This is a genomic window from Mycobacterium sp. AMU20-3851, from assembly GCF_043974665.1.
In the GTDB taxonomy this organism is placed as follows: Bacteria; Actinomycetota; Actinomycetes; order Mycobacteriales; family Mycobacteriaceae; genus Mycobacterium.
Window position 1 is genome coordinate 716,119 of the sequence record NZ_CP146371.1, and the last position, 26,558, is coordinate 742,676.

Below are 26,558 nucleotides of genomic sequence, written 5' to 3' on the forward strand. Positions count from 1 at the left end.
AGATCGCGGCTATGATGGGCCGATGGGCAAGGCCAGCTACCACCACGGCGACCTGCGTGCCACCATCCTGGCGCACGCCGCCGGCCTGGTCGCCGAACGCGGCGCCGACGGCGTCTCGCTGCGGGAACTGGCCCGGACGGCCGGGGTGTCACATGCCGCCCCGGCCCACCACTTCGGGGACCGGCGCGGCCTGTTCACCGCACTGGCCACCGAGGGATACCGGCTCCTCGCGGCCGAACTTGAGGGCGCCCGACCGGTGTTCATCGACGCCGCCAAGGCCTATGTGCGCTTCGCGCTGGAGCATCCCGGCCACTTCGAGGTGATGTTCGACAAATCGCTCTACGACGACGCCGACCCGCAACTGCTGGCGGCCTCCGCGGCGGCGGACGCCGAACTGCGCGCCGGCGTCGGCACCCTGGCCGACCCGCACGCCAAGGCCGACCCGGCCGGTGCCGCCCTGGCCGCCTGGTCGATGGTGCACGGATTCGCCCAGCTGTGGCTCAACGACGCCATCGACACGACCGGCGACCCGGTCGCCACCGTCGAGAGGCTGGCGGCGATCCTGTTCGACGGCTAGCGTCGTGCCGGTGAGCCTCAAAGACCTTCCCCTGACCACGCTCGACGGCAAACCCACCACCCTCGGCGAATTGTCCGGCGGTGCAACGCTGGTGGTGAACGTCGCCTCCAAATGCGGTCTGACGCCGCAGTACACCGCGCTGGAGCAGATCGCCAAGGACTACGCCGACCGCGGCCTGACCGTCGTCGGGGTGCCGTGCAACCAGTTCATGGGCCAGGAACCCGGCACCGCCGAGGAGATCCAGACGTTCTGCTCCACCACCTACGGTGTGACCTTCCCTCTGCTGGCCAAGACCGATGTCAACGGCGAGGACCGGCACCCGCTGTACGCCGAACTCACCCAGGCCGCCGACGCCGACGGGCAGGCCGGCGATATCCAGTGGAATTTCGAGAAGTTCCTGCTCGCCGCCGACGGCAGTGTGGTGAGCCGGTTCCGACCGCGCACCGAACCGGATGCCCCAGAGGTGATCAGCGCCATCGAATCCGTCGTCGCGAAATAGCCAACTCGCGTCCGGGTGTTCGCAACCGGCGAGACACCTGGTGTCGGCACACTCTGCTGGTGTGACCGCAGAGTTGATCGTCTCGATCTCGGGGATCCGGGATCGCACCCTCGCCGACGTCGACGCGTTCTGTGAGGCGCTCGACGCGCGCGGGGTGCCGGTGTCGCTGCTCGTCGCACCGCGGCTGCGGGGCGGCTACCGGTTGGACCGCGACCCGGCGACCGCGCTGTGGCTGGCCGAACGCCGGACCGCCGGCGACGCGGTACTGCTGCACGGCTACGACGAGGCGGCAACCAAGAAGCGGCGCAGCGAGTTCGCCACCCTGCCCGCGCACGAGGCGAACCTGCGGCTGATGGGTGCCGACCGGGTGATGGAGCATCTGGGGCTGCGTACCCGGCTGTTCGCCGCGCCCGGCTGGACGGTATCCGATGGCACCGTGACGGCGTTGCCGCGCAACGGCTTCCGGCTGCTCGCCGGACTGTCCGGGGTCACCGATCTGGTCCGCCACACCACCACGCCGGCACGGGTGCTGGGCATCGGTGCCGGATTCCTCAGCGACACGTGGTGGTGCCGCACGCTGGTGCTGTCGGCCGAGCGCACCGCGCGCCGCGGCGGGACGGTCCGGCTGGCGGTTTCGGCGAGCCGGCTGCGGCACACTGGTCCGCAACAGGCGACCTTCGACGCCATCGACCTGGCATTGATGCACGGGTGCGTGCCGGAGGTCTACCGCTGGGAGCCCGATCCCGCCCTGTCCGACGCCGCCTGAGGCTAACGTGTCGGCATGGCAGACGCCGACGTCATCGTCGTAGGAGCTGGGCTGGCCGGACTGGTCGCCGCAGCGGAACTGATCGAGCGGGGCCGGCGCGTCCTGATCGTGGACCAGGAGAACGCCGCCAATCTGGGTGGCCAGGCGTACTGGTCCTTCGGTGGGTTGTTTCTGGTCGACAGCCCCGAGCAGCGCCGCCTCGGCATCCGGGACAGTCATGAACTGGCCCTGCAGGACTGGCTGGGCAGCGCCGGTTTCGACCGCGAGGAGGACCACTGGCCGCGTCAGTGGGCGCACGCCTACGTCGACTTCGCGGCCGGCGAGAAGCGCAGTTGGCTGCGGGAGCGCGGGTTGCAGACCTTCGCCATGGTCGGCTGGGCCGAACGTGGCGGTTACGGCGCACTGGGACACGGCAACTCGGTGCCGCGGTTCCACATCACCTGGGGCACCGGACCGGCCCTGGTCGACGTGTTCGCTCGCCGATTGCTGGGCCAGCCCCGGGCGAAGTTCGCCCACCGGCACCGTGTCGACGAACTGATCGTCGAGGGCGGCGTGGTGACCGGGGTGCGCGGCGCGGTACTCGAACCCAGCGATGCCGCCCGCGGAGTGGCGTCCTCGCGGAACACCTTGGGGGAGTTTGAATTCCGGGCCCAGTCCGTCATCGTCGCCAGTGGCGGCATCGGCGGCAACCACGACCTGGTGCGCAAGAACTGGCCGAAGAGGATGGGGCGGGTACCGCAGCAAATGCTCTCCGGGGTGCCCGCGCACGTCGACGGACGGATGATGCAGATCAGCCAATCCGCCGGCGCCAACATCATCAACAGTGACCGGATGTGGCACTACACCGAGGGCATCACCAATTACGACCCGGTGTGGCCCCTGCACGGCATCCGGATTCTGCCGGGCCCGTCCTCGCTGTGGCTCGATGCCACCGGTAGACGGCTACCGGTGCCGCTGTATCCCGGGTTCGACACCCTGGGGACGCTGGAATACATCACGACCACCCGCCAGGACTACACCTGGTTCGTGCTCAACGCCCGCATCATCGCGAAAGAGTTCGGGCTGTCCGGGCAGGAGCAGAATCCGGACCTGACCGGCCGCAGCGTCAAGGAGGTGCTGGGGCGCGGCCGCGGCGGCGGCCCGGCGCCGGTACGGGCCTTCGTCGACAAGGGCGTCGACTTCGTCACCGGCAACACCCTGCGCGAGCTGGTGACCGCGATGAACGGTGTCGAGGATGTGGTCCCGCTGGACTACGCCACCGTCGAGGCGGAGGTGACCGCCCGGGACCGCGAGGTGGTCAACAAATTCACCAAGGACAGCCAGATCACCGCGATCCGGGGCGCCCGCGAATATCTGCCCGACCGTATCGCCCGGGTGGTGGCGCCGCACCGCCTCACCGATCCGAAGGCCGGCCCGCTGATCGCGGTCAAGTTGCACATTCTGACCCGAAAATCGTTGGGCGGTCTGGAGACCGACCTGGATTCGCGGGTGCTCAAACCCGACGGGAACGTATTCGGTGGGCTGTACGCCGCCGGGGAGGCCGCCGGTTTCGGCGGCGGCGGGGTGCACGGTTACCGGTCGCTGGAGGGCACGTTCCTCGGCGGTTGTGTGTTCTCGGGCCGCGCGGCCGGCCGGGCAGCCGCGCGCGAGACCGCCTGAGGGCCCGCGGCGAGGATCGCCAGGCAGATCGTGGAGCTGGCCAGCAGCGCCGAACCGATGTTGTCGGTTAGGTAGTGCAGATCGTTGGTGGCCATGCTCAGCCCGCCGATCACCGCCCATACCGAGGTGAGCAGCACCAGCCACAGCGAGACGCCCACCGCGAGGACCAGCATGGCCAGCACGGTGAGGACGACGGTGGTGTGGCCGCTCGGGTAGGCCAGGTCGTCACCCTTGTAGCGGCCGAAGAGGGGCTTGAGCGCGCGGGAGGCCATCACCGAGACGAGCGGGCACAACGCCACCACCAGCGCCAACCGCGGGCGGCGCCGCACCAGGGCGACCGTCACCGCGACCGCGAGGGTCAGCACCATCGGCACGGCCCAGCTGAAGTAGAGCATCCAATCCGGGTCGGGACCGAATACGGCGTGCATACCGCGCAGCGCCCAATCGTCGAAAGCCGTCGTCCCGGTGCCGACCGCCATGCCCAGGACCACCATCGCCGTGAGGCCGATCGGTGGCCACCAGAGCAGCAGTCTGCGCGGGATCAGAACGCCGTCCCGTTCTCGGGTTCGAGCACCTGGAAGTCGGTGGTGGTCATCTCCGAGAGCCGGCCGTAGTAGATGCCGCGGGCGTTCGGCTCGATGATTCCCTGGTGGATCGGCACGGCCCGGGTCGGTGCCACCGCGCGCAGGTAGTCCACCGCCTCGGAGATCTTCATCCACGGTGCCGCCGCAGGGGTGGCCAGCACATCGACCGGCTCGTCCGGGACGAACAGCGCGTCGCCGGGATGCATGAGCCGGGCGGGGTGATCGGCATCGCCGATCAGGTAGGAGGTGTTGTCGATCACCGGGAGCTCGGGGTGGATCACCGCGTGGGTGCCCCCCACGCCGCGCACCGACAGGTGCCCGACGGTGAACGCGTCCCCGGCATGTACGGCGGTCCACGGCGCACCCAGCTGGGCGGCGGTCTGCGGGTCGGCATACAGCTTGGCCTGCGGATTGGCCTCCAGAAGCGCGGGCAGCCGATCGGTATCGGCATGGTCGGGATGCTGATGGGTGATCAGGATCGCGTCCAGTCCGGTGATGCCTTCGAAGCCGTGCGAGAAGGTCCCCGGGTCGAACAGGACGGTGGTCTCGGCGCCGTTATCGGGGAAGCTCGCGAGGAGGCACGAGTGGCCGAAGTGCGTGAGGTGCATGGCTACATTGTGGCCCGAGACGGCGCCGGTAGAGTTAGCACCGATCAAGACCGGTCCGAAATGAAGGAGTGCCCGTGGCCCGCGTCGTAGTGCACGTGATGCCCAAGGCCGAGATCCTCGACCCCCAGGGTCAGGCAATCGTCGGCGCGCTGGGCCGGCTCGGCCATGGCGGTGTCGCGGACGTCCGTCAGGGCAAGCGGTTCGAACTCGAAATCGATGACTCGGTGTCCGACGAGGCACTGAACGAGATCGCCGAGTCGCTGCTGGCCAACACCGTGATCGAGGAGTTCACGGTCAGCCGGGAGAACGCGTGACCGCCGGCGGCCGGATCGGTGTCATCACCTTCCCGGGCACGCTCGACGATGTCGACGCCGCTCGGGCGGTGCGGTTGGCCGGCGGCGAGGCGGTCAGCCTGTGGCACGCCGACGCCGACCTCAGGAGTGTGGACGCCGTGGTGGTTCCCGGTGGGTTCTCCTACGGTGACTATCTGCGTGCCGGCGCCATCGCCAGCTTCGCCCCGGTGATGCGGTCGGTCGTGGATGCAGCCAAGGGCGGTCTTCCGGTGTTGGGCATCTGCAACGGTTTTCAGGTGCTGTGCGAGGCCGGGCTGCTGCCCGGTGCGCTGACCCGCAACGAGGGACTGCACTTCATCTGCCGCGACGTCTGGCTGCAGGTCGCGTCGAACCAGACGGCCTGGACCACCCGCTACGAGGACGGCGCGGACCTGCTGGTGCCGCTGAAGTCGGGTGAGGGCCGCTACGTGGCCGGCGAATCGGTGCTCGACGAGCTCGAGGGCGAGGGCCGCGTGGTGTTCCGGTACCGGGAGAACCTCAACGGGTCGATGCGCGGCATCGCGGGCGTGAGCTCGGCCGACGGCCGCGTCGTCGGGCTGATGCCGCACCCCGAGCACGCCACCGAGCCGCTGACCGGTCCCTCCGATGATGGGCTGGGGCTGTTCTACTCCGCGCTGGATGCGGTGCTGGCCGCGTAGGTCCGTTCACCCTGCGCTGACGGCGCAAGAGTGCGATAAGAGTCCAACCTCAGCGCAGAGTCGGTTCGTCATTTCGTGCGTCAACCCCTGCATTTCTAGTGCTAGGTTCGATCTGAGGCTGCGTTGCTGAAGCGATGCCGTCGATTCGAAACTGTTTAGGGGGAACAGTGTTAGTCGATCCGGAGGTCTTGAAGGCGTTCGCTGCCCAAGTTGATGCGGTCGCGCGGTCACTCACCGGTCTCGATGTCGGCGCTACGGCAACCAGTTCTGCTGACGGTTTACCCGGTTCTTCCACACAGTGGGCGGCGCGGCAGGTCGGCCGCCATCTGGGTCAGGCTGCCAGCGATATCGTCAGTGACATCCGGGCAATGGGCGCCGCGGTCAGGGGCGCAGGCGATCGATATGAAGTCGAGGACGCGGATCTCGCAGGCACCTTCAAACACTTGCTTTAAACGTGTTGCCGTCACGATCTCGACTTGAGAGTTGGAATCCCGAGTCGTTACTACCTGCTGCAACAACGATCAGCAACGCTGGAGAAACGATCTACGGGGCCGTCCGCAGCCTCGACGATCGAATCGATGCCATGCCAGAGTCTCAAGCGTGGGCGGGTCGGGCTCAGAGCGCAGCTCAAACCATGTTCTCTCGCGCGACGGACCGTGGGTCGGCTTTCAAGAATTACGCAGAGGCGTTTGCAGATGCGTTGCGTAGCGGTAGCGCAAGGATTGGATCCGCCAGGAGCCAGCTGCTGGCTGAGGCCGAGACGATCGATGCAAGCCCACTGAATGTCACCGACCAATGGGTCGTTCTGATCGATCCCGCCAGTATGTCGGCGGAGCGGGCTGCGCAGCTCCAGGGTGAAGCGAAAGTGGCTCAGGCCGAGATAAATGAACTTCTGACTGCTGTCGGACTAGCAGACGATCACGCTTCGACGAAACTGATGTTGGCAAGGGAACACGGCGCTGTGTTCGAGAATCTTGAGTTCGGGCCGCCCGGTCCGACCCCGCCTGCCCCCGGCGACGATGTCCCTGATCCGGCTACTCCAGAGGGCAAACAGTTTCAGGAGATGGCAAGCGCGCAGGACATGGCGACGACAGTCCGTGCGGTCGAGGAGTCCACCGACCGTAATGGCGACCGGATCACCACGTACACCATGCTGGACGGCAGTAAGCACATCGCCACTGAATATATTGATCAGGGTCTACCGAGCCAGCAGGTTTACCCACCGGGCACGTTGCGGGTTCTTCATGTGGACAAGAACGGCAAGTGGATCTCCGACACAATGACGACTCCGCGAGAAGACGGGGGGAAGCTGACTGAAGTGTCTTGGGCCGATGGAACTCACATAACCATCTCGCAGAACCCCGACGGGACGCAGACTGGCAGTTGCACGACCCCAACCGGATATGCCGTACTGCCGGACTCTTTCTTTCAGGATCCGATTCCTACGCTGGCCGGCGGTGCGCTTTCGGGATTGGAGGTACAAGCCGGGCGAGGTATTGCGGGTTTGAGTCCTGCCGCCCTCGATGGACTCAAAGCGGGCGCGAAGTGGGGTGGGCCCGCGATGGGAATTGCGCAGACGGTATTGGGTATGTACACCGCCGAAACGGTTTACGAGCGGTGCGTCGCTGCGTGGTCCGGCGGCGTCGGTTTGGCCGGTGGCCTGGCGACTACGGTGGCGGTCGGAGCGATCCCGGGTGTCGGGCCGTTCGCCGCAATGGGCGCCAATGTGGCTGGCGGCTTCGTGTTCGGATATGTCGGTAAGTTGGTCGGCAACGTGATGTGCGGACCGTGAAGGCCTCGATTGCGAAGGTTTTCCTTACGATTCTCTTTGCGCCGTTCGGAGTGTTTTGTCTGGCGTGGACGGGAATTTTCGTCTCGCGAGGTGAACTACCGTCGGCGCTTGTGTCATTCGGCTTCACGATATTCGCACTGGGCTTTGTTGCCATGTTGGCTGTCGTAGCAACTCGTACGGTCGAACCGCGAATTACTGTTGACAGCGGTGGATTGCTGCTTCGCCCGGACCGGCGGGTGGACCATCTTCTCATGGCTTCGATGGTTGGCGCATTCATGGGAATGCTGACATATGCGGTCTGTACACCGTTCGGTTTGATCGTCATTGTCGTGCCGCGAAACGACGAGAGGTACTTCGTGATTGCTTGCGCTTTAGGAGTCGTGGTCGGCATTTTTGGTCTGAGGCAGATCTTTCGGCGAAGCGGAACGAGCTACCTTCGACTCACGACGGACGAACTCGAGGTGGGGAACACGATGACATCGGTGCGTCTGCCGTGGGCTGCGGTCACCGATATTCTGGATAGACCCCAAAAGGCCACTCGCAGTACGGGAACCACGTACATTGCGACACCGGACCGGCGTTTTACCGAATGGCCGTCCGACTGGTACGCCCCGAACGGTCGTGCAGTGCGCGAATTGCTCCGCTTCTATTGGAAGCACCCGGGAGCGCGAGAAGAACTGGTAGACGGCCGAGCAGTCGATCGGTTCGCCGATTTCTACGGGGGGCGCACATGATCTCCCACCTGAAGAACTGGCGATGGTGGGTTGTCATCCCCGCCGTGGTCGGTCTGGTCGGATGTTCCGGGAACAGCACCGACGTGGCAGGTCAGGCTGCGCCGCCCCCGCCTGACATTCCGCACACGACGCTGCTCGCGTCGCCGATGCGACAGCAACCCGTGCCGGGATGGAGGCTGGACATCGCACAACTCGCTCTGCCCGCGGATGCCGGAGTGCTGCCTCTGGCGAATATCGGAGAGCGCGGCATCTTCCTTGGCGTCACCGAAAAGGACTGGTGGCTGGCCGGCTTGAACGTCGGGAACGGCGAGCCGTTCATGGATGCCCGGCCGATTGGGTCTGCTGCGAACTCGGATATCCGTTGCGCGGTCAACAAGCCGCCCAACGTGTTGTGCATCCGGAGCGGTCCGGGGCCTGACGGTCCGTCGGAGGCGTTCGTGGTCGCCACCGACTCCGGAGAGGTGACTTTCCAAGGGCCGACCGAGGTCCGCGCGGCGTCGACCGATCGGCCGCAGCTTGAGCAGGTCGGCGAATATGCGATCGCAACTGTCAGGGGGAAGGGGGTCCACGGTATAGGGTCCCGAGGCGAGCTGACCTGGTTCGTACCGGGCGACGGCAGCCTGCCCACCCAGTTCACCGAGCCGGCGCAGGACACCGAACCGCCCAATCTGGCGAGCCAAGGCAGCGGTGGAATTGCAGACCTCGTCTTTTCGGTTACGGACGGCACCGTGGTGAAGCCCGCCCTGCCGCAAGACGTTCAGCTAGGCCGAGCGATGGTGTATCCAGGGGGCTTCGGATATGAATTCACACCCAAGGACGATTTCACGTCCGACCGCATTGCCTTCTTCGATGAGGTGGGTCGACTACTGAGCGAACCGGATCACCGAGGAACGCTGGAATCTGGATCCCTGGGCGTGCCGACGGTGCTCACCCCGCGTCAAGAAATCGTCATGGCCATCGATGGGCGCCAGCTGTTGGAATTGCCGAGGACGTTGCCCAGTTCGGCATCGCGATTGATCGGATCGCGCCTGTTCGTTTCCCGGAATTCAGATACGACCTGGGAACAGTACGACCTGATCGACGGTGTCGCTGGAAAAACCTGCACCGGCGCGCATCTTGGGACCGATTACCTCGGCTCCGACGGAGAAGTCGCCGTTGCGATGGGAGAGTCATCTGTCGCCCAGGGCGTGGACCTGTCGTCCTGCGAGACGTTATGGACGTTGCCACAGCGAGCTCAGGAAGTGGTCAGGGTCTGGAAGGTGCACGACCAGCTGATCCAACGCGCAGGCCATGAGCTCTCATCGCTGGTCGCCCCGTCTTGACCGCCGGCGACCGTGCGCAATCTCGGGACTGGCGTGGCGTGTCTGGCCGCAGACACGCACGCTCGCCGGATATAAGCCTCAGCGGGTGAGCGCCACCGAGGCCTCGGCCGTGTAGGCCAGGAACGTGAACGTCTCCTGCAGGTACAGCTGAATGCTGGCGGCGTCGTGGGACAGGTACCCGATCGACACGTCGGTGCCGATCTGGAGGTCGAAATCGCCTCCGCGGGTGGATAATACGAACGCCCCGTCGATGGCCGGCGCCCAGATGATCTCCCCGTCGACCAGGCGGCCCAGGTGCTCGCGCAGCGGGTAGCCGTGTGCGGTGGTCTCACTGACCAGGGTGTAGGCGTCGGCCGACAACAGCACCGAGTACGGCCCGTCCACACCGGCCAGCCGCAGTTCGGACAGCGCCTGGGCGATCACGTCGGGGTAGTCGCGGGGGTCCTCCGGCAGCGCCAGCGCCGGGTTGGAACTGGATCCGCGGATGCCCTCGATCGAGGCCGCCGGGTACCCCTCGAAGATGGCCCGGTCCTCGGCGAAGGCCAACTTCTTGGCGGCGTCCTTGACCGGATCCCAGTCCGAATCCTGCGAGCCGCGCTCCACATCGTCGACATCGCGGCGTGCCACCGTGAACGGCACCCGCAACTGCACCAGCGGCCGGGCCTCCCGCAAGTGGGCGACCACTCCCTCGGCCGGAGCGCTGACATCGATCAGATGGCCGGTGCTGATCGCCGCGGTCACCGGCCCGCCGGGATCGCTGACGTCGACCACCCGCCGCCCGGCGATGTGCCGCTTGAAGGTTCGGCCCGCCTCCAACTCGATCTCGGCCCAGGCCACATCGGTGATCGGGGCCAGTTCGCGGTAGAGGTTGTTCATTGCGGGATTCCTTTCAGACTGCCGATCGCCAGTGATGTGTCGGGCACCCGGACCTCCTCGGCGACCGCCGGTGCGGGAAGCGGCGCCGGGTCGTCGAGGAAGTCGACGGTGGGGACGAAGAACATGCCGCCGGTGACGGCGATGGAGAAATCCAGGATCCGGTCGGTGTTCCCGGGCGGGCTGCCGATGAACATGTTGGACAGCATCTGCTCGGTCACCCCGGGGGTGCGGGAGTAGCCGATGAAGTAGGTGCCGTACTCGCCGTTGCCGACGGTGCCGTAGGGCATGTTGCGCCGCACGATCTTCAGCTCGTTACCGTCCGCATCGGTGATGACGTTGAGCGCGATGTGCGAATTCGCGGGCTTCACATCGTCATCCATCTCGATGTCGTCGAACTTGGTGCGCCCGATCACCTTCTGCTGCTCGTCGACAGGAAGTGAACGCCACGACGACATGTCGTGCACATACCGTTGGATGTGCACGTAGCAGCCACCCGCGAAGTCGGGATCCTCGGCGCCGATCACGGTGGCGTTCAACGCCGCTTGGCCGTTCGGGTTCTCGGTGCCGTCGACGAACCCGAGCAGGTCGCGGTTGTCGAAGTAGTTGAATCCGTGCACCTCGTCGACGACGGTGATCGCACCGTCCATTGCCTCCATCAGCCGCCCCGCCAACTCGAAGCAGACGTCCATCGTCTCGGCGCGGATGTGGAACAACAGATCTCCGGGTGTGGCCGGCGCGCGATGCACCGGCCCGTCCAACGGGATGAAGGGATGCAACTCGGCCGGACGCGGTCCGTCGAACAACCGGTCCCAGGCATCCGAGCCGATCGCGGTCACCACCGACAGCTTCTTCGTCGGGTCCCGAAACCCGATGGCGCTGACCAGTCCTCCGATGTCGGGCAGCGCGTCGTGCACCGTCTGTTCGCCGCCCTCGTCGATGGTGGCGACCAGGAAAATGGCGGCAGCGGTCAACGGGTCTACCACCTGCTGGGGCACCGGACCGGTCACAGATCCAGACCCTAGCGTCACGAGCGACGGATCCGCAGGTCAAGATGGAAAGATGGCAGCTAGCCCCCAGAGTCTGTGTGAGTTCATCGATGCGTCTCCGTCGCCGTTCCATGTGTGCGCCACCGCGGCGCAGCGACTGGTCGCCGCGGGCTACACCGAACTGTCCGAGGCAGATGCCTGGCCGGCGGCGGGCAAGTTCTTCACCGTCCGGGCCGGCTCGCTGGTGGCCTGGGATTCCAGCCCGGGCGATGTGCCGTTCCGGATCGTGGGCGCGCACACCGACAGCCCGAACCTGAGGGTCAAACAACATCCGGACCGGGTCGTCGCCGGCTGGCAGGTGGTGGCCCTGCAGCCCTACGGCGGGGCGTGGCTGAACTCCTGGCTGGACCGCGATCTGGGGATCAGCGGCCGGCTCTCGGTCGCCACCGGCCGTTCCATCGTGCATCGCCTGATCCGCATCGACGACCCGATCCTGCGCGTCCCGCAGCTGGCCATCCATCTCTCCGACGACCGCAAGGGCGTCAGCCTGGACCCGCAGCGTCACGTCAACGCGGTCTGGGGCGTGGGGGAGCAGCGATCCTTCCTCGGGTATGTCGCCGAACGGGCCGGGGTGCCCGAGCACGATGTGCTCGGCTTCGACCTGATGACCCACGACCTCACCCCGTCCGCGGTCACCGGCGTGGACGGCGCGTTCGTCAGCGCGCCCCGGCTGGACAACCAGGCCACCTGCTACGCCGGTCTGGAAGCGCTGCTGGGCGCGCGCCCAGCCGGGCAGGTGCCGGTGCTGGCGCTGTTCGACCACGAAGAGGTCGGTTCGCAGTCCGATCACGGGGCCCAGTCGGATCTGCTGCTAACCGTGCTGGAGCGCATCACGCTGGCGGCCGGCGGCGACCGGGAGGACTTCCTGCGCCGACTGTCGGCCTCGATGGTCGCCTCGGGCGACATGGCGCACGCCACCCACCCGAACTACCCGGAGCGGCACGAGCCCGGCCATCAGATCGAGGTCAACGGCGGCCCGGTGCTCAAGGTGCAACCCAACCTGCGCTACGCCACCGATGGGCGGACCGCGGCGGCGTTCGCGCTGGCCTGCCGCCAGGCCGGGGTGCCGCTGCAGCGCTACGAGCACCGCGCCGATCTGCCGTGCGGGTCCACCATCGGCCCGATGACCGCGGCGGGCACCGGCATCCCGACCGTCGACGTGGGCGCCGCCCAGCTGGCCATGCATTCCGCGCGCGAGGTGATGGGTGCGCACGATGTCGCCGCCTACTCGGCGGCGCTGGGGGCCTTCCTGTCCCCGGGTTGATCCCCCGGTCGCTGCGCTCCAGCCCGCCGGCCGGACGGCTCAGAGCTCGCTGAAGTCGTACCGGATCACGTTTTCCACCACGATGCCCTCGCGGGTGCGCACCCGGTCCATGCCGCGGATGGTGATCGCCCCGTCCGCGGCGGTGCCGGTGTAGTGCAGGAAGATCAATTCCTCGCCGGAAGCGCGGCCGGCGACGGTGGCGCTGTCCACCAGCGTCAGCGTCAGATCTGGCATCGCCTCCACGATGCCGGCGATCTTGCCGAGGTAGTCCGCCCGTCCGCGGACCGGCGCCGGATCGCCGGGCCAGTGGCCCACGATGTCCTCGGCGAGCAGCGCCCCGATACGGGACGGATCGGGTGCGGCCCAGAATGCGGCCCAGAGGTCGGCGGTGAACTTCGGTGCGATGTGTGTGTTGGTCATGACCCACCCTGCGGCGGTGCGGTCGTGGCATCAATTACCCCTGAGGTAGTTGCCCGACTGCCCTAGCCTCGAACCATGACTCTTCGAATCGAGATGATCACGATCGACTGTGTGGACCCCGATGCCCTCGCCGCATGGTGGGCCGAGGCCGTCGGCGGTGAGCTGAACGCCGTCGCTCCAGGGGAATTCGTGATGCTCGCCGGCGAGGGGCGTCCCGCGCTGGGTTTCCAGCGGGTGCCCGACCCGACGCCCGGCAAGAACAAGGTGCATGTGGACCTGCACGCCGAGGACAAGGAGGCCGAGGTCGCCCGGCTGGTCGGACTCGGTGCGACGGAGACCGCGCGCAACAACTTCGGCCCCGAGTTCGAGTGGGTGGTGCTGGCCGACCCGGAGGGCAACGCGTTCTGCATCGCCTGAACGGAGGAGCCTGGACGAGGGTGACCTGGCACACCCGGGCTAGCTGGTCGGATCCGTTTTGCGGGCCCGCTTAGACTGTCTGCGTGACGTCGGAGCTCACTCATCAGACAGATACCGTCGAGCGGGCAGCCGCCACCCCCGATCATCCCCAGCCGTATCGCGAATTGGGGCTGAAGGACGACGAGTACCAGCGCATCCGCGAGATCCTGGGCCGCCGCCCCACCGACGCCGAACTGGCGATGTATTCGGTGATGTGGAGCGAGCACTGCTCGTACAAGTCCTCCAAGGTGCACCTGCGCTACTTCGGTGAGACCACCACCGACGAGATGCGGGCGGGCATGCTCGCCGGCATCGGCGAGAACGCGGGCGTGGTGGACATCGGCGACGGCTGGGCGGTCACCTTCAAGGTGGAATCGCACAACCACCCGTCCTACGTGGAGCCCTACCAGGGCGCGGCCACCGGCGTGGGTGGCATCGTGCGCGACATCATGGCGATGGGCGCCCGCCCGGTCGCGGTCATGGATCAGTTGCGCTTCGGCGCGGCCGATGCCCCGGACACCCGCCGGGTGCTCGACGGCGTGGTCCGCGGCATCGGCGGCTACGGCAACTCGCTGGGCCTGCCCAACATCGGCGGCGAGACCGTCTTCGACGCCTCCTATGCGGGCAACCCGCTGGTGAACGCGCTGTGCGTCGGCGTGCTGCGCAAGGAGGACCTGCACCTGGCCTTCGCGTCCGGCACCGGCAACAAGATCATCCTGTTCGGCGCGCGCACCGGCCTGGACGGTATCGGCGGTGTGTCGGTGCTGGCGAGCGAGACGTTCGGCGGCGACGAGGGTTCCGGCCCCGGCCGTAAGAAGCTGCCCTCGGTGCAGGTCGGTGACCCCTTCATGGAGAAGGTGCTCATCGAATGCTGCCTGGAGCTCTATGCGGCCGACCTGGTGGTGGGCATCCAGGACCTCGGTGGCGCCGGATTGTCCTGCGCCACTTCCGAACTCGCCTCCGCAGGTGACGGCGGGATGCGTGTCGAGTTGGATGCGGTGCCGCAGCGCGCCGCCGACATGACCCCCGCGGAGATCCTGTCCTCGGAGTCGCAGGAACGCATGTGCGCGGTGGTCACCCCGGAGAACGTGGACAAGTTCCTCGCGGTGTGCCGCAAGTGGGACGTGCTGGCCAGCGTGATCGGCGAGGTCACCGACGGCGACCGGCTGGAGATCACCTGGCACGGGGAGACCGTGGTGGATGTGCCGCCGCGCACCGTCGCCCACGAGGGCCCCGTCTACCAGCGCCCGCTGGCCCGCCCGGACACCCAGGACGCGCTGATCGCCGACACCTCGGCCAAGATCGCCCGACCGGCGACCGGTGACGAGCTCAAGGCCACCGCACTCGCGCTGCTGGGCAGCCCGCACCTGTGCAGCCGGGCGTTCATCACCGAGCAGTACGACCGGTATGTGCGCGGCAACACCGTGCTCGCCGAGCACGCCGACGGCGGTGTGCTGCGCATCGACGAGGAGACCGGCCGCGGCATCGCGGTGTCCACCGACGCGTCGGGCCGCTACACCCAGCTCGACCCCTACACCGGGGCCCGGCTCGCGCTGGCCGAGGCCTACCGCAACGTGGCGGTCACCGGGGCCACCCCGGTCGCGGTGACCAACTGCCTGAACTTCGGTTCCCCGGAGGATCCGGGCGTCATGTGGCAGTTCTCCCAGGCGGTCCGCGGACTGGCCGACGGCTGCGCGGAGTTGGGCATCCCGGTCACCGGTGGCAACGTCAGCTTCTACAACCAGACCGGCAGCACCCCGATCCTGCCGACCCCGGTGGTCGGCGTGCTCGGTGTGATCGACGATGTGGCCCGCCGGATCCCGACCGGACTGGGCAACGAACCCGGCGAGACGCTGCTGCTGCTCGGCGACACCCACGACGAGTTCGACGGATCGATCTGGGCACAGGTCACCGGTGACCACCTCGGCGGTGTGCCACCGAAGGTGGACCTGGCCCGGGAGAAGCTGCTTGCCGAGGTGCTGACCGCGGCGTCGCGCGACGGACTGGTCTCGGCCGCACACGATCTCAGCGAGGGCGGGCTGATCCAGGCCGTCATCGAGGCGTCGCTGGCCGGTGAGACCGGTGCCCGTCTGGTGCTGCCCGAAGGTGTCGACCCGTTCGTGTTCCTGTTCTCCGAGTCGGCCGGCCGGGTGCTGGTGGCGGTGCCGCGCACCGAGGAGAGCCGGTTCCGGTCCATGTGCGAGGCCCGCGACCTGCCGGTGACCCGGGTGGGCGTGTCCGACGACGGCAGCCAGGCGCTGGAAGTGCAGGGCCAGTTCACCGTCACGCTCGCCGAACTGCGAGCCACCTCCGAGGGCGTGTTGCCCGGGTTGTTCGGGTGATCGATCGGACCAGGCTCGGGCATCCGCTACTGCAGTGGGCCTGGAGCCTGGTCCGGCTCGACTTCGTCGGGATACCGTTCGGCGCGCTGTTCTTCTGTCTGTCGCTGACCCCGTCCCTGCTGCCCAGGGACTGGCTGTTCGCCGGGCTGATCGGTGGCATCAACGCCGCCATCGGCTACGGGATCGGCGTCCTGATCCGTAAGTTCCTGCAGCGGTTCGTGTTACGCGGCCGGTCCTGGTGGCCGCCGAAACCCGCGCTGCTGCGCACCGCCAAGATCGTCGTGGTGGCCGGCGCGCTGACGGTCCCGGTGCTGATGATGATCCCGGCGGCCCGCTGGCAGCGTCAGGTCTCGGCGCTGATGGGTATCGACGGCCCCGACACGCTGACCCACATGCGCACCCTGGTGCTCGCGGTTCTGGTGGGCGCGGCGTGCATCGCGGGCTGGCGGGTGCTGGTGGACCTGGTCAAGCTGATCGCCCGGATCCTGATCCGGCGGTGGCGACTGCAGAGCGAGGTGGCGTTCTTCATCGGCACCGCCATCACCGCGGTCCTGATCGTGATGCTCGTCAACGGGGTGCTCTACCGCGGCTTCCTGCTCGGCGCCAGCCAGGTCTTCCAGCCCCAGAATTCGACCAGTGCGGCCGGCGTGGCCCAGCCCATGGAACCCGAGAAATCCGGCAGCCCAACCTCGTTCGCGCCCTGGGATTCGCTCGGTTACCAGGGCCGCAATTTCGTGTCGGGCGGACCGGACGCCGCCGAACTGACCCGGCTGAACGGCCGGCCGGCCCGGGAGCCGATCCGGGTGTACGCCGGACTGCAGACCGCCGACACCGACGAGGCCCGGATGGCGGTCCTGCTCAGCGAGCTGGAGCGCACCGGGGCCTTCGAGCGCGAACTGCTCGTCATCATCCCCACCACCGGCACGGGCTGGGTGAACCCGGTGGCGGCCCGCGCGGTGGAGTCCATGTACAACGGGGACACCGCGTTGGTCGGCATGCAGTACTCCTATCTGCCGAGCTGGATTTCGTTCCTCGGCGACCGGGAGAAGTCCGTCGATGCGGCCCGCCTGATGATCGACGGGATCCATCGGCGGTGGGCGGCGCTGCCGGAGGCCGACCGGCCCGAATTGGCGCTCTACGGCGAGAGTTTGGGTTCCTTCGCCGGCCAGGGCGCGTTCGGCTGGTTGCCCGATATCGCGGAGATGGGTTTCTCGGGGGTGCTCTGGGTGGGCCCGCCGCACGAGAGTTCGCTGTGGAGTGGGCTGGTGGTGCGCCGTGACCCGGGAACCCCGGAGGTGGAACCCCGCTACGACAACGGCCGTACGGTGCGGTTCTCGCAGGCCGCCGGCCCGGCCGACGTCCAGCGGGTCGCCGCCCCGCCCTGGGAGGGCACCCGGGTGCTGTTCCTGCAGCACGCCTCCGATCCGATCGTCTGGTGGTCGCCGAATCTGCTGTTCTCCCGGCCCGATTGGCTCAGGGAGCCGCCCGGCGCCGGCCGGACAGAATCCATGCGCTGGTATCCGATCGTGACGTTCTGGCAGGTCAGCGCCGACATCACGAATGCGTCCGGGATGCCCGAGGGACATGGGCACAACTACGGGGATTCCGTGCTGGACGGGTGGGTGGCCGTCGCCCCGCCGGCTGGCTGGACACCGGATGACACCGAGCGGATTCGGGCGGACCTGGAGGCCAAGGCCGGCGTCGACGGGCCGCCCGTCTGATTCGGTCACGGGTTGATGGTGGGCGCCCCGATCTGCCGGCCCCATACGTACTCGGAGAAGATCGGCGAGCCCAACTCGAAGTGGTTGTAGGGCGCGATCGACAGGCCGGTGTCCATCACCAGATACGGTGCCGGCCAGAGGTCGCGGGTGATCTTCTGCCAACAACCCGGCCGCCCGCCCGGCCCGCCTCGTGCGTTCACCCGGGGAAGATTGTCCGGATACACATAAGGATTCGGCACGCCCATGCCGAAGATGGTGCCCGCGATGGCCAGTGAGTACCCGTTGTCGCCGCCGAATACCTGCGCCATCAACGGGGCCGCGTCGTGGTAGTTACGGATGGTGCACAACAACTGCGGGCTGTAGGAGTCGAAGAGTTTCGCGGTGGGCAGCAGATCTTGCGCTCCGCGCACCAGATAGCGGCCCCCGCGATCGAGGACATCCCCGGCGGTGCCGCCGAACCCGACGGCCGCCATCAGCGCCGCATCCACCGCACCGCGCCGGGCGTGCAGGGTCGTCGCGGTCACCGATGCCGCGGTGAGACCGTCGAACAGCTCCGGTGCCGCGTCGGCGTAGACGTCGGCAAGGGCATCCACGCCGCGCACATCCCGCAGGAACTGCGGCATCTGGGCATTGAGGCTCGCCAGGATGGTGTTGCCATCGGCCAACGATTCGCCGAACCGGGCGCCGTTGCCGTCCAACGCCTGGGCCGCGGCGGTCAGCGTCTGGTTCAGGCGCACCGGGTCCACCTGGTCGGAGATGGCCAGCACGGTTTCGAAGAGCGTGTTGAATTCGGTGCTGACCCACCCCGCGGTGATCTCGTCGCCCGGCGACAAGCGTTGTGCCACAGGGTCTTCTGGTGCGCGCAGCGCGACGTACTTGTTGCCGAAGACGGTGCTGGCGTTGATGTCGGCCGCTACGTTCGCCGGGATGAGGCCCAGATACTTCGGGTCGACCCGCAGCGTCAGCCGGGCTCCGGCCGGCTCGGCCACGATGGTGGACACCCGGCCGATCTCCACCCCGTTGAGGGTGACCTTGGTCCCGGGATCGACCACCAGCCCGGCCCGCGGAGCCACCAGATGCAGGTCCACCCGGGAGGCGAATTCGCCGCGGAACTGCTGGTAGATCAGGACCGCGCCGACTGCGAGCAGTACCAGGGCGACGGCGCCGGCGGTCTTGTACGGCGGTGCCGGACGGTCGAGGACGGTCACTTTGCGACACTAAACCGATGATGGCTCGTCGAACCGCTGATCCGGCAGCGACGCGCGCCGCGGTGCTCGCGGTGGCCGACTGGCTGCAGGACGGGTCACGGCCCGAACCGGCTCGGGACGAACTGGCCGCCGCCGTCCGGCTGACCGCGCGCACCCTGGCGGCGATGGCGCCGGGAGCGAGTGTCGAGGTGCGGGTGCCGCCATTCGTCGCGGTGCAGTGCATCACCGGGCCCAAGCACACCCGGGGGACACCGCCCAACGTGGTGGAGACCGATCCGCGCAGCTGGCTGCTCCTGGTCACCGGTCTGATCGGGATCGAGGCGCCGGCCCTGCACATGTCGGGATCGCGCGCGCCCGAGATCGCGCAGTGGCTTCCACTGCTGACACTCGACGATCGGCGCTCCTAGAACCATGCTGTCAGCGGGTGCCAAATGCCGTTCACGGCATGCGCAATCGGTGCCGGGCGAAGTGTGAGATACAACGAAATCCGGCTCGCGTATTGAATTATCGGGGCCGGATCACCGTAGACTGGGCCGCGTCACCCCCAGCCCCCAGGGAGCAGCCATCGTGACCTTCTCGCCGGTCGAGCCTGAAGAGACAGAGCCGAAAGAGGAATGCGGCGTCTTCGGCGTCTGGTCACCCGGGGAGGATGTGGCCAAGCTCACGTACTACGGCCTCTATGCGCTGCAACACCGTGGCCAGGAAGCCGCAGGTATCGCGGTTGCCGACGGCTCCCAGATCCTCGTCTTCAAAGATCTCGGTCTGGTGAGCCAGGTTTTCGACGAGCAGACGCTGGCCGCCATGCACGGACACGTCGCCGTCGGGCACTGCCGTTACTCGACCACCGGTTCGACCACCTGGGAGAACGCCCAGCCGGTATTCCGTAACACCGCCGCCGGCACCGGGGTGGCGTTGGGGCACAACGGCAATCTGGTGAACACCGCCGAACTGGCCACCCGCGCGCGCGACGCGGGCCTGATCGAGACCCGCGGCGCCCCGACCGCCACCACCGACTCCGACATCCTGGGTGCCCTACTGGCCCACGGCGCCGCCGACTCGACGCTCGAGCAGGCCGCACTGGAGCTGCTGCCCACCGTCCGGGGCGCGTTCTGCCTGACGTTCATGGACGAGAACACCCTCTACGCCGCCCGCGACCCGCACGGTGTGCGCCCGCTGTCGCTGGGCCGGCTGGACCGCGGCTGGGTGGTCGCCTCCGAGACCGCCGCCCTCGACATCGTCGGCGCCTCGTTCGTGCGCGACATCGAGCCCGGCGAGCTGCTGGCCATCGACGCCGACGGGGTGCGCTCGACCCGGTTCGCCAACCCGACGCCCAAGGGTTGCGTCTTCGAGTACGTCTACCTGGCCCGCCCGGACAGCGTCATCGGCGGCCGCTCGGTCCACGCCACCCGCGTCGACATCGGACGGCGACTGGCCGCGGAGAATCCGGTGGACGCCGATCTGGTCATCGGGGTGCCCGAGTCCGGCATCCCGGCCGCCGTCGGCTACGCGCAGGGTTCAGGGATCCCGTACGGCCAGGGCCTGATGAAGAACGCCTACGTGGGCCGCACCTTCATCCAGCCCTCGCAGACCATCCGCCAGCTCGGTATCCGGCTCAAGCTGAACCCGCTCAAGGAGGTCATCCGCGGCAAGCGGCTGATCGTCGTCGACGACTCGATCGTGCGCGGCAACACCCAGCGCGCGCTGATCCGGATGCTGCGTGAGGCCGGTGCCCTCGAGGTGCACGTGCGGATCGCCTCCCCGCCGGTGAAATGGCCGTGCTTCTACGGAATCGACTTCGCCACCCCGGCCGAACTGATCGCCAACTCGGCAAGCAACAGCGCCGACGAGGACGAGATGCTCGAAGGCGTCCGCCGCGCGATCGGCGCCGACACCCTCGGTTACATCAGTCACAGCGGCATGGTCGCGGCCACCGAGCAGCCGGCCAGCCGGCTGTGCGCGGCATGCTTCGACGGCAACTACCCGATCGAACTGCCCGGCGAGACGGCTCTGGGTAAGAACGTGATCGAGCACATGCTGGCCAACGCGGCCCGCACCGGCATCCCGCTGGAGTCCGCCAAAACCACCGGCAACGCGGCCGACGCGCTGCGTACGCCCTGAGATCTACTGCGGCTCTGGCGAACTCAGTCTCACCAGGCGGCGCCGGGCGCTGTGGGCCGCGGTACCGTCACTGGCCAACGCCTCGCTGACGGCATCGTGGTAGCGGGTCAGGCCGCTCGGCGGTGGCGCGATCACCTCGTCGATGTCGCGGTTGTTCATCACCGCATCGCAGTGCAGGGACTCGACGAGCGGGCGGGCCAGACCCGCCGGGATGGGCGTCACCAGCCCCACCCACCAACTCGCGATGGCCGGGGTCAGGAACGGCAACACCACGATCATCCGGCGGCGCAGCCGTGCCACATCGGCGTAGCCCTGCATGGCATCGCCGTACTCCAGCACATCCGGTCCGCCGATATCCCAGGTCCGTGACCCCGGAACCGGCGCGGTGGCCGCCTCGGCGAGATAGTGCAGCACATCGTCCACGGCGATCGGCTGGATCTTGTTGTGCACCCAGCGCGGGGTGGTCATCACCGGCAGCCGGTCGGTCAGATGCCGGATCATCTCGAAGGACGCCGAACCCGACCCGATGACGATGCCGGCCTGCAGCACCACCGTCTCGATCCCGGATTCGACCAGGATGTCACCGACGGCGGTGCGGGACCGCAGGTGCGGGGACAGCTCACCGTCGGGGTGCAGGCCGCTGAGGTAGACGATGCGGCGCACGCCGGCGCTGCGGGCCGCAGCCACCACGTTGCGTGCCGCCTCCGCCTCCTCCTTGACGAAATCGGCCGAGGTGCCCATCGAGTGCACCAGGTAGTACACGACGTCGGTGTCGGCGAAGGCCGTGGTCAACGACTCCGGGTCGCCGAGGTCCCCGCGGGCGACCTCCACCCGGTCCCGCCACGGCCGGTCATCGAGTTTCGCCGGTCTGCGGGCCAGGGCCCGCACCTGATGCCCGCGCTCCAGCAGCACCGGTACCAGGTTGCCGCCGATGTAGCCGGTGGCCCCGGTGACCAGGCAGCGGGTGTTCGTGTCCGGCACAGTTGCTCCCCTCGTCAGGCTCTTCACCAGGTATTCGGAGCCGAGCGGGGGATGGATGACCGCAACGCGCGGCACTCAAACGGGCAGCCGCGGTCGGCGCCGGGAAAGCGTTGAGGTCACCGGCCATGCGGAGGGCGGGAGGGGACCGGTAGCCTTGGGTTCGATGAGCGAGCAGGGACTGGCGTGACCATGGGTAAGGGCCGCGCCGAAGAAGACGGTATTTCGTACGCAACCGCCGGAGTGGACATCGAGGCGGGTGACCGAGCCGTCGAGTTGTTCAAACCTCTCGCCAAGAGGGCCACCCGGCCCGAAGTCCGTGGTGGTCTGGGCGGCTTCGCCGGGCTGTTCGCCCTGCGCGACGGTTACCGCGAGCCGCTGCTGGCATCCTCCACCGACGGGGTGGGCACCAAGCTGGCCATCGCCCAGGCGATGGACAAGCACGACACCGTCGGCCTGGACCTGGTCGCCATGGTCGTCGACGACCTCGTGGTGTGCGGTGCCGAACCGCTGTTCCTGCAGGACTACATCGCGGTCGGGCGGACCGTGCCGGAGCGGGTCGCCGCGATCGTCTCCGGTATCGCCGAGGGCTGCGTGCGCGCGGGCTGCGCCCTGCTGGGCGGCGAGACCGCCGAACATCCCGGACTGATGGAGCCCGACCACTACGACATCTCCGCCACCGGCGTGGGTGTCGTCGAGGCCGACGATGTGCTCGGCCCGGAGCGGGTCAAGCCCGGCGACGTGATCATCGCGATGGCGTCCACCGGTCTGCATTCCAACGGTTACTCGCTGGCCCGCAAGGTGCTGCTGGAGATCGACCGGATGGACCTGTCGGGTCACGTCGAGGAGTTCGGCCGCACGCTGGGCGAGGAACTGCTGGAGCCGACCTACATCTACGCCAAGGACTGCCTGGCGCTGGCCGCCGAGACGCAGGTCCGCACCTTCTGCCACATCACCGGCGGTGGATTCGCCGGCAACCTGGAGCGCATCATCCCGCCGGGGCTGGTCGCCGAACTGGACCGCGGTACCTGGACTCCGGCACCGGTGTTCGGCATGATCGCCCAGCGCGGTCGGATCGAGCGCGCAGAGATGGAGAAGACCTTCAACATGGGCGTGGGCATGGTCGCCATCGTCGCGCCGGAGGACACCGACCGTGCGTTGGCGATTCTTACCGCGCGCCACCTGGCCTGCTGGACGGTCGGAACCGTGGCCAAGGGCTCAAAGGATGGAGAGCGAGCGCGGCTGGTGGGGCAGCACCCGCGGTTCTGAGGAACCGCGCGGTGCGCGAGCCGCGCGGCGGGTCAACGCCGCCAGTCGTCCTCGTCGGCGTATCGATCGGCGAGGCCGTCACCGTTCTTGAAGTCGTCGGCACCGCTGCTGTTGGACAGCTCGCGTTGCAGCCGCTCGAAATCAGTCTCCGGCGTGTTGTATTTCAGGTCACGAGCAACCTTGGTTTGCTTTGCCTTAGCCCGGCCGCGGCCCATTGGGACCCCCTCGCGCAATAACGGAGCGGCCCAACGTGCAGGCGGCTCCGATCTGTGTGTGTATGTATTGTCCTGCCGAACACTTTACCGTGCCCAGCGGCGGTGCGCCTGCAGGCCCATGGCTGCCGCGGTTCCGGCGGTCCTAGCGGCCTCCGCCGCGCAGTTTCTCGACTGCCAGCCGGCCCGCGCCGACGCCCCCGGTGTCGGGCACGGAGTCGGCGTCGATCACCGCGGCCACCTCGATCTCACCGCCGGTCACCAACGCCGTATCGGCCGGAATGCCCCGCTTGACCAGCGCCAACGCGATCGGGCCCTCGTCGACGTGGTCGACCACCGAACCCAGCCGGCCCACCGGCCGCCCGCCCGCCAGGAGCGGATCGCCGGTGCCGGGCCGGTCCTGCGAACCGTCCAGTTGCACCAGCACCAGCATGCGCGGCGGCTTCCCGAGATTGTGCACCCGAGCGACGGTCTCCTGTCCGCGGTAGCAGCCCTTCTCCAGGTGCACCGCGCCCACGCCGGGACCGCCGATCCAGCCGACCTCGTGCGGGATGGTGCGGTCGTCGGTGTCCACGCCCAAACGCGGGCGGACGGCGGCCACCCGGTGTGCCTCGTAGGCCCATACGCCGGCCGGCTGCGCCCCGGCCTCGGCCAGCCGTGCCAGCCAGGAGTCCTTGTCCGCACGGGGCACGACGAGGTCGTATTCGCCCGGGTACGTCGCGCGTAGGAAGCCCCCTTCGGGCAGTTCGACGGCGGACCACGGCGCCGGCAACGACTCGATGCCGAGCGCGCCGAGTACATTTGCGGCGGCCTGTCCCAGCAGGGAGAGCACCGCCAGCTCGGCCGGGTCGATCACCACATCGGCCCAGAACACCATCCGGCGCAGGAAGGCGAGCAGCGGCTCCCCGCGCCACGGTTCGGTGTCCAGCACGGTGCGGCCGTCGAGCTCGGTCTGCAACCAGTGATCTTCGACACGCCCCTGCACGTCCAGGCTGAGGTTCTGCACGACGGCGCCGTCGGGCAGGTCGCTGACGTGCTGGCTGGAGATGGTGTGCAGCCAGCTGCGGCGCTCACCGCCGGTCAGCTGCAGGACCGCGCGGTGTGAGCGGTCCACCACGACGGCCGACGAGGCGGCCGCGCGCTGTTCGCCGAACGGGTCACCGAAGTGCCAGACGGCGCCGGCGTCTGGTCCGGAATCTGGGGCGGGAACTGCGGACATGCCCTCAACGATACGGCCGATACGCTCTGCCCATGGTGGGCCGATCCCCGGACGTGGTGGTGGACCTCGACGGTGCGCTGCGCGGGCCGGCCGAGCGCCTCGTCCCAGCGGGCGCCCCGGTGCTCACCGACGGCGACGGTGTCTTCGAGACGACCCTGCTGCGCGACGGGCGGCCCTGTCTGCTGGAGGCGCACCTGGCGCGGCTGGCCCGCTCCGAGGCCGTGGTCGGCCTGCCCGGAACCGACCCGGCGCGCTGGCGGGCCGCGGTGGCCGTCGCGGCCCGGCACTGGGGTGGCCACGACGGCGTGCTGAGGCTGGTCTCCGGCCGCGGGGCGGCGTTTGTGATGGTGTCCGGGGTGCCGCAGCGAGCGCACGCCGCCCGCCGGGACGGCCTGGCCGCGGTGACCCTGAACCCGGGCCCTCGCGGCGCGGTGGCGGGCGCAAAGTCGTTGTCCTATGCGCTGAATGTCGCCGCGCTGGCCGAAGCCGGGCGCCGGGGGGCCGGTGACGCGATCTTCGTCGACGACGACGGTGTGGTGCTGGAGGGCCCGCGGTCCTCGGTGGTGATCGCGCAGAGCGAAACCCTGCTGAGCCCGCCCCCGACCCTGCCGATCTTGGCCGGGACCACCGTCGGCGCACTGTTCGAGATCGCGCCGAGAACCGCCTACCGCACCTTGACCGTCACTGATCTCTTTGCCGCCCAAGGGGTTTGGCTGGTCTCGGCGGTGACACTGTGCGCGCGCGTGCACACCCTCGACGGCCGGGCACTCGCCGACGCCCCGGCCGACGGGCAGTTGCACCGGCTGGTGCAGCGGGCGGTGTCACGCTAAATCGGTTGTCGGGCCCGGGTTTCGGGAGTACGGTCGGCCGTACACAGGGAAGGAGGTGGTCCGACAAATTGAGTGACATACGGACAAGTGAGGTGGCTGCTAGCTAGCAGCACCAGGAGTGTGATGGAGCTACTTGGCTCTTCGCACATGCGCCTCGTGCGTCCTGCGAGCGCTGGCGAATCCCAAGCAGCCACCCGGCCCCCGAGCCCTTGGTTGGTCCAACCGAGAAAAAACGGCTCGGGGGCTGCTCCGTCTCCGGGTAGAAGATCTAGCCGATGAACCGGCTGAGCCGGGCGGACAGGTGCGGGACCAGACCGCCGTCGGCGTCCACGCGCTCCTCGACGTAGGCCAGATCACCGGCCTCGATGATCCCGTAGAGCCGCTTCGCGCCGCCCACCAGCGTGCTCGACTTGCTGCGGGCCAGTGCGTCGGTGGCCAACTCCCAGGAAGCCTGGTTCAGCGGGCTGCCGTAGAACAGTTCGATGAAGCCGGACGAATGGGCGAGCAGCAGCTCGATCGCCTGAGTCTCGTCCGGATCGGCCGGATCGCTGACAAAGCGCCAGAAGCCGGTCTCGCGCAGATCGGGTCCCTGGTACTCGCCCGCCGCGTCCAGGCGCCAGGAGCGCGAATCCCAGTTCAGATAGTCGCCACCGTCGTGCGAGACGACGATCTGTTGGCCGAACCGGTAGTCGCCGTCGGCGTCGCGCCCCTCGCCCTCGCCACGCCACACGCCGACGAGCGGCAGCAGCGCCAACAGGGCGGGGTTGAGGTCCGCACCCGCGCGCAGGTTCGCGGTGTCCGCCGGGATCGGCAGATCGTCGAATCCGGGGATGTTGCGGGCCGCGGTGATCTTGGCCCGTTCAGCCGCAGAGGCCACGGCACGGTCACCCGAGCCGGGCAGCACGGCGTCGCCCTCGCTCACCCCTCGTCGGTGACGAGCCGGTAGACGGCGTACAGCGCAAACCAGGTGATGACGACCACGGCCGCCACGAGCAGAAATTCGAAGAACAGCACCACGGTGATGATCCTAACCGCCAGAGGTCACCGCGCTCGAGTCGAGGCTCGAG

The 26,558-nt window shown here is 68.2% G+C and carries 28 protein-coding genes; 18 read left to right on the top strand and 10 right to left on the bottom strand.

Going from position 1 to position 26,558, the window contains the following annotated elements:
- Positions 1-22: 22 nt before the first annotated feature.
- The 4 genes from V4U86_RS03500 to V4U86_RS03515 all read left to right on the top strand — a co-directional run bounded on the left by V4U86_RS03500 (position 23) and on the right by V4U86_RS03515 (position 3,501).
- The gene (locus V4U86_RS03500) at positions 23-577 is read left to right on the top strand and encodes a TetR/AcrR family transcriptional regulator (RefSeq protein WP_395309907.1); all 555 of its coding nucleotides are present in this window, start codon (positions 23-25) and stop codon (positions 575-577) included.
- 10 nt (positions 578-587) lie between these two features.
- A complete protein-coding gene (locus tag V4U86_RS03505; RefSeq protein WP_395309908.1) occupies positions 588-1,076 on the top strand; it encodes a glutathione peroxidase in 489 nt (162 codons plus the stop codon).
- Positions 1,077-1,137: 61 nt separating this feature from the next.
- Positions 1,138-1,842, top strand: a complete 705-nt coding sequence (locus V4U86_RS03510; protein WP_395309909.1) for a DUF2334 domain-containing protein — start codon at positions 1,138-1,140, stop codon at positions 1,840-1,842.
- Between the two features lie 15 nt (positions 1,843-1,857).
- The gene (locus tag V4U86_RS03515; protein WP_395309910.1) at positions 1,858-3,501 is read left to right on the top strand and encodes an FAD-binding dehydrogenase; all 1,644 of its coding nucleotides are present in this window, start codon (positions 1,858-1,860) and stop codon (positions 3,499-3,501) included.
- Here V4U86_RS03515 and V4U86_RS03520 read toward each other — a convergent pair.
- Positions 3,414-3,995: a phosphatase PAP2 family protein gene (locus V4U86_RS03520; RefSeq protein ID WP_395309911.1), complete on the bottom strand. Its 582-nt coding sequence runs from the start codon at positions 3,993-3,995 to the stop codon at positions 3,414-3,416. The two genes, V4U86_RS03515 and V4U86_RS03520, sit on opposite strands and share 88 nt — an antisense overlap.
- A 47-nt stretch (positions 3,996-4,042) precedes the next feature.
- Positions 4,043-4,693, bottom strand: coding sequence for an MBL fold metallo-hydrolase (locus tag V4U86_RS03525; RefSeq protein WP_395309912.1), 651 nt, complete (start codon positions 4,691-4,693; stop codon positions 4,043-4,045).
- Positions 4,694-4,767: 74 nt separating this feature from the next.
- On the opposite strand from V4U86_RS03525, the gene purS reads away from it, so the two are divergent.
- The 6 genes from purS (at position 4,768) to V4U86_RS03555 (ending at position 9,532) form a co-directional block, all read left to right on the top strand.
- Complete coding sequence (gene purS / locus V4U86_RS03530; RefSeq protein ID WP_395309913.1) at positions 4,768-5,007, top strand: phosphoribosylformylglycinamidine synthase subunit PurS; 240 nt, start codon at positions 4,768-4,770, stop codon at positions 5,005-5,007.
- Positions 5,004-5,684, top strand: a complete 681-nt coding sequence (purQ, locus tag V4U86_RS03535) for a phosphoribosylformylglycinamidine synthase subunit PurQ (protein WP_395309914.1) — start codon at positions 5,004-5,006, stop codon at positions 5,682-5,684. Before purS ends, purQ begins: the two co-directional genes overlap by 4 nt.
- Before the next feature lie 167 nt (positions 5,685-5,851).
- Positions 5,852-6,136, top strand: coding sequence for a type VII secretion target (locus V4U86_RS03540; RefSeq protein ID WP_395309915.1), 285 nt, complete (start codon positions 5,852-5,854; stop codon positions 6,134-6,136).
- A gap of 182 nt (positions 6,137-6,318) precedes the next feature.
- Positions 6,319-7,476 carry a hypothetical protein gene (locus V4U86_RS03545; protein WP_395309916.1) on the top strand — a complete coding sequence of 386 codons (1,158 nt, stop codon included), beginning with the start codon at positions 6,319-6,321 and terminating at the stop codon, positions 7,474-7,476.
- A complete protein-coding gene (locus V4U86_RS03550; RefSeq protein ID WP_395309917.1) occupies positions 7,473-8,210 on the top strand; it encodes a hypothetical protein in 738 nt (245 codons plus the stop codon). Before V4U86_RS03545 ends, V4U86_RS03550 begins: the two co-directional genes overlap by 4 nt.
- On the top strand, positions 8,207-9,532 hold the full coding sequence (locus V4U86_RS03555) for a hypothetical protein (protein ID WP_395309918.1): 1,326 nt from the start codon (positions 8,207-8,209) through the stop codon (positions 9,530-9,532). Before V4U86_RS03550 ends, V4U86_RS03555 begins: the two co-directional genes overlap by 4 nt.
- Positions 9,533-9,610: 78 nt before the next feature.
- On the opposite strand, the gene V4U86_RS03560 is transcribed toward V4U86_RS03555, so the two are convergent.
- Both V4U86_RS03560 and V4U86_RS03565 read right to left on the bottom strand, forming a co-directional pair.
- Positions 9,611-10,408 carry a family 1 encapsulin nanocompartment shell protein gene (locus V4U86_RS03560; RefSeq protein ID WP_395309919.1) on the bottom strand — a complete coding sequence of 266 codons (798 nt, stop codon included), beginning with the start codon at positions 10,406-10,408 and terminating at the stop codon, positions 9,611-9,613.
- Entirely contained in the window at positions 10,405-11,415 is a 1,011-nt protein-coding gene (locus V4U86_RS03565; RefSeq protein WP_395309920.1) for a Dyp-type peroxidase, read from the bottom strand. The genes V4U86_RS03560 and V4U86_RS03565 overlap by 4 nt, the downstream gene beginning before the upstream one ends.
- A gap of 52 nt (positions 11,416-11,467) precedes the next feature.
- Here V4U86_RS03565 and V4U86_RS03570 point away from each other — a divergent pair, with 52 nt between their 5' ends.
- Positions 11,468-12,718 (top strand): M18 family aminopeptidase, encoded by a 1,251-nt coding sequence (locus V4U86_RS03570; protein ID WP_395309921.1) that lies wholly within the window; start codon positions 11,468-11,470, stop codon positions 12,716-12,718.
- 39 nt (positions 12,719-12,757) lie between these two features.
- Here V4U86_RS03570 and V4U86_RS03575 read toward each other — a convergent pair whose 3' ends face one another.
- Complete coding sequence (locus V4U86_RS03575) at positions 12,758-13,138, bottom strand: nuclear transport factor 2 family protein (RefSeq protein WP_395309922.1); 381 nt, start codon at positions 13,136-13,138, stop codon at positions 12,758-12,760.
- A gap of 75 nt (positions 13,139-13,213) precedes the next feature.
- On the opposite strand from V4U86_RS03575, the gene V4U86_RS03580 reads away from it, so the two are divergent.
- From V4U86_RS03580 to V4U86_RS03590, 3 genes are all read left to right on the top strand, one after another.
- Positions 13,214-13,555 carry a VOC family protein gene (locus tag V4U86_RS03580; RefSeq protein WP_395309923.1) on the top strand — a complete coding sequence of 114 codons (342 nt, stop codon included), beginning with the start codon at positions 13,214-13,216 and terminating at the stop codon, positions 13,553-13,555.
- Between the two features lie 83 nt (positions 13,556-13,638).
- Positions 13,639-15,936, top strand: a complete 2,298-nt coding sequence (gene purL, locus V4U86_RS03585) for a phosphoribosylformylglycinamidine synthase subunit PurL (protein ID WP_395309924.1) — start codon at positions 13,639-13,641, stop codon at positions 15,934-15,936.
- Positions 15,933-17,657: an alpha/beta hydrolase gene (locus V4U86_RS03590; RefSeq protein ID WP_395309925.1), complete on the top strand. Its 1,725-nt coding sequence runs from the start codon at positions 15,933-15,935 to the stop codon at positions 17,655-17,657. Before purL ends, V4U86_RS03590 begins: the two co-directional genes overlap by 4 nt.
- Before the next feature lie 5 nt (positions 17,658-17,662).
- On the opposite strand, the gene V4U86_RS03595 is transcribed toward V4U86_RS03590, so the two are convergent.
- On the bottom strand, positions 17,663-18,865 hold the full coding sequence (locus tag V4U86_RS03595) for an MCE family protein (RefSeq protein WP_395309926.1): 1,203 nt from the start codon (positions 18,863-18,865) through the stop codon (positions 17,663-17,665).
- A gap of 17 nt (positions 18,866-18,882) precedes the next feature.
- Here V4U86_RS03595 and V4U86_RS03600 point away from each other — a divergent pair, with 17 nt between their 5' ends.
- Positions 18,883-19,272, top strand: coding sequence for a sterol carrier family protein (locus V4U86_RS03600; protein ID WP_395309927.1), 390 nt, complete (start codon positions 18,883-18,885; stop codon positions 19,270-19,272).
- Positions 19,273-19,432: 160 nt separating this feature from the next.
- Positions 19,433-20,983: an amidophosphoribosyltransferase gene (gene purF, locus V4U86_RS03605; RefSeq protein WP_395309928.1), complete on the top strand. Its 1,551-nt coding sequence runs from the start codon at positions 19,433-19,435 to the stop codon at positions 20,981-20,983.
- A 3-nt stretch (positions 20,984-20,986) separates the two neighbouring features.
- On the opposite strand, the gene V4U86_RS03610 is transcribed toward purF, so the two are convergent.
- A complete protein-coding gene (locus tag V4U86_RS03610) occupies positions 20,987-21,964 on the bottom strand; it encodes an NAD(P)H-binding protein (protein ID WP_395309929.1) in 978 nt (325 codons plus the stop codon).
- 189 nt (positions 21,965-22,153) lie between these two features.
- On the opposite strand from V4U86_RS03610, the gene purM reads away from it, so the two are divergent.
- Positions 22,154-23,230 (top strand): phosphoribosylformylglycinamidine cyclo-ligase, encoded by a 1,077-nt coding sequence (gene purM, locus V4U86_RS03615; protein ID WP_395311904.1) that lies wholly within the window; start codon positions 22,154-22,156, stop codon positions 23,228-23,230.
- Positions 23,231-23,262: 32 nt separating this feature from the next.
- Here purM and V4U86_RS03620 read toward each other — a convergent pair whose 3' ends face one another.
- Together V4U86_RS03620 and V4U86_RS03625 are read right to left on the bottom strand one after the other, a co-directional pair.
- Complete coding sequence (locus V4U86_RS03620; RefSeq protein ID WP_395309930.1) at positions 23,263-23,445, bottom strand: DUF3073 domain-containing protein; 183 nt, start codon at positions 23,443-23,445, stop codon at positions 23,263-23,265.
- 142 nt (positions 23,446-23,587) lie between these two features.
- The gene (locus tag V4U86_RS03625; protein WP_395309931.1) at positions 23,588-24,661 is read right to left on the bottom strand and encodes a YgfZ/GcvT domain-containing protein; all 1,074 of its coding nucleotides are present in this window, start codon (positions 24,659-24,661) and stop codon (positions 23,588-23,590) included.
- A 32-nt stretch (positions 24,662-24,693) separates the two neighbouring features.
- Here V4U86_RS03625 and V4U86_RS03630 point away from each other — a divergent pair, with 32 nt between their 5' ends.
- Complete coding sequence (locus V4U86_RS03630) at positions 24,694-25,491, top strand: aminotransferase class IV (RefSeq protein ID WP_395309932.1); 798 nt, start codon at positions 24,694-24,696, stop codon at positions 25,489-25,491.
- A 268-nt stretch (positions 25,492-25,759) separates the two neighbouring features.
- Here V4U86_RS03630 and V4U86_RS03635 read toward each other — a convergent pair whose 3' ends face one another.
- Positions 25,760-26,413 carry an FABP family protein gene (locus V4U86_RS03635; protein WP_395309933.1) on the bottom strand — a complete coding sequence of 218 codons (654 nt, stop codon included), beginning with the start codon at positions 26,411-26,413 and terminating at the stop codon, positions 25,760-25,762.
- Positions 26,414-26,558: the final 145 nt, after the last annotated feature.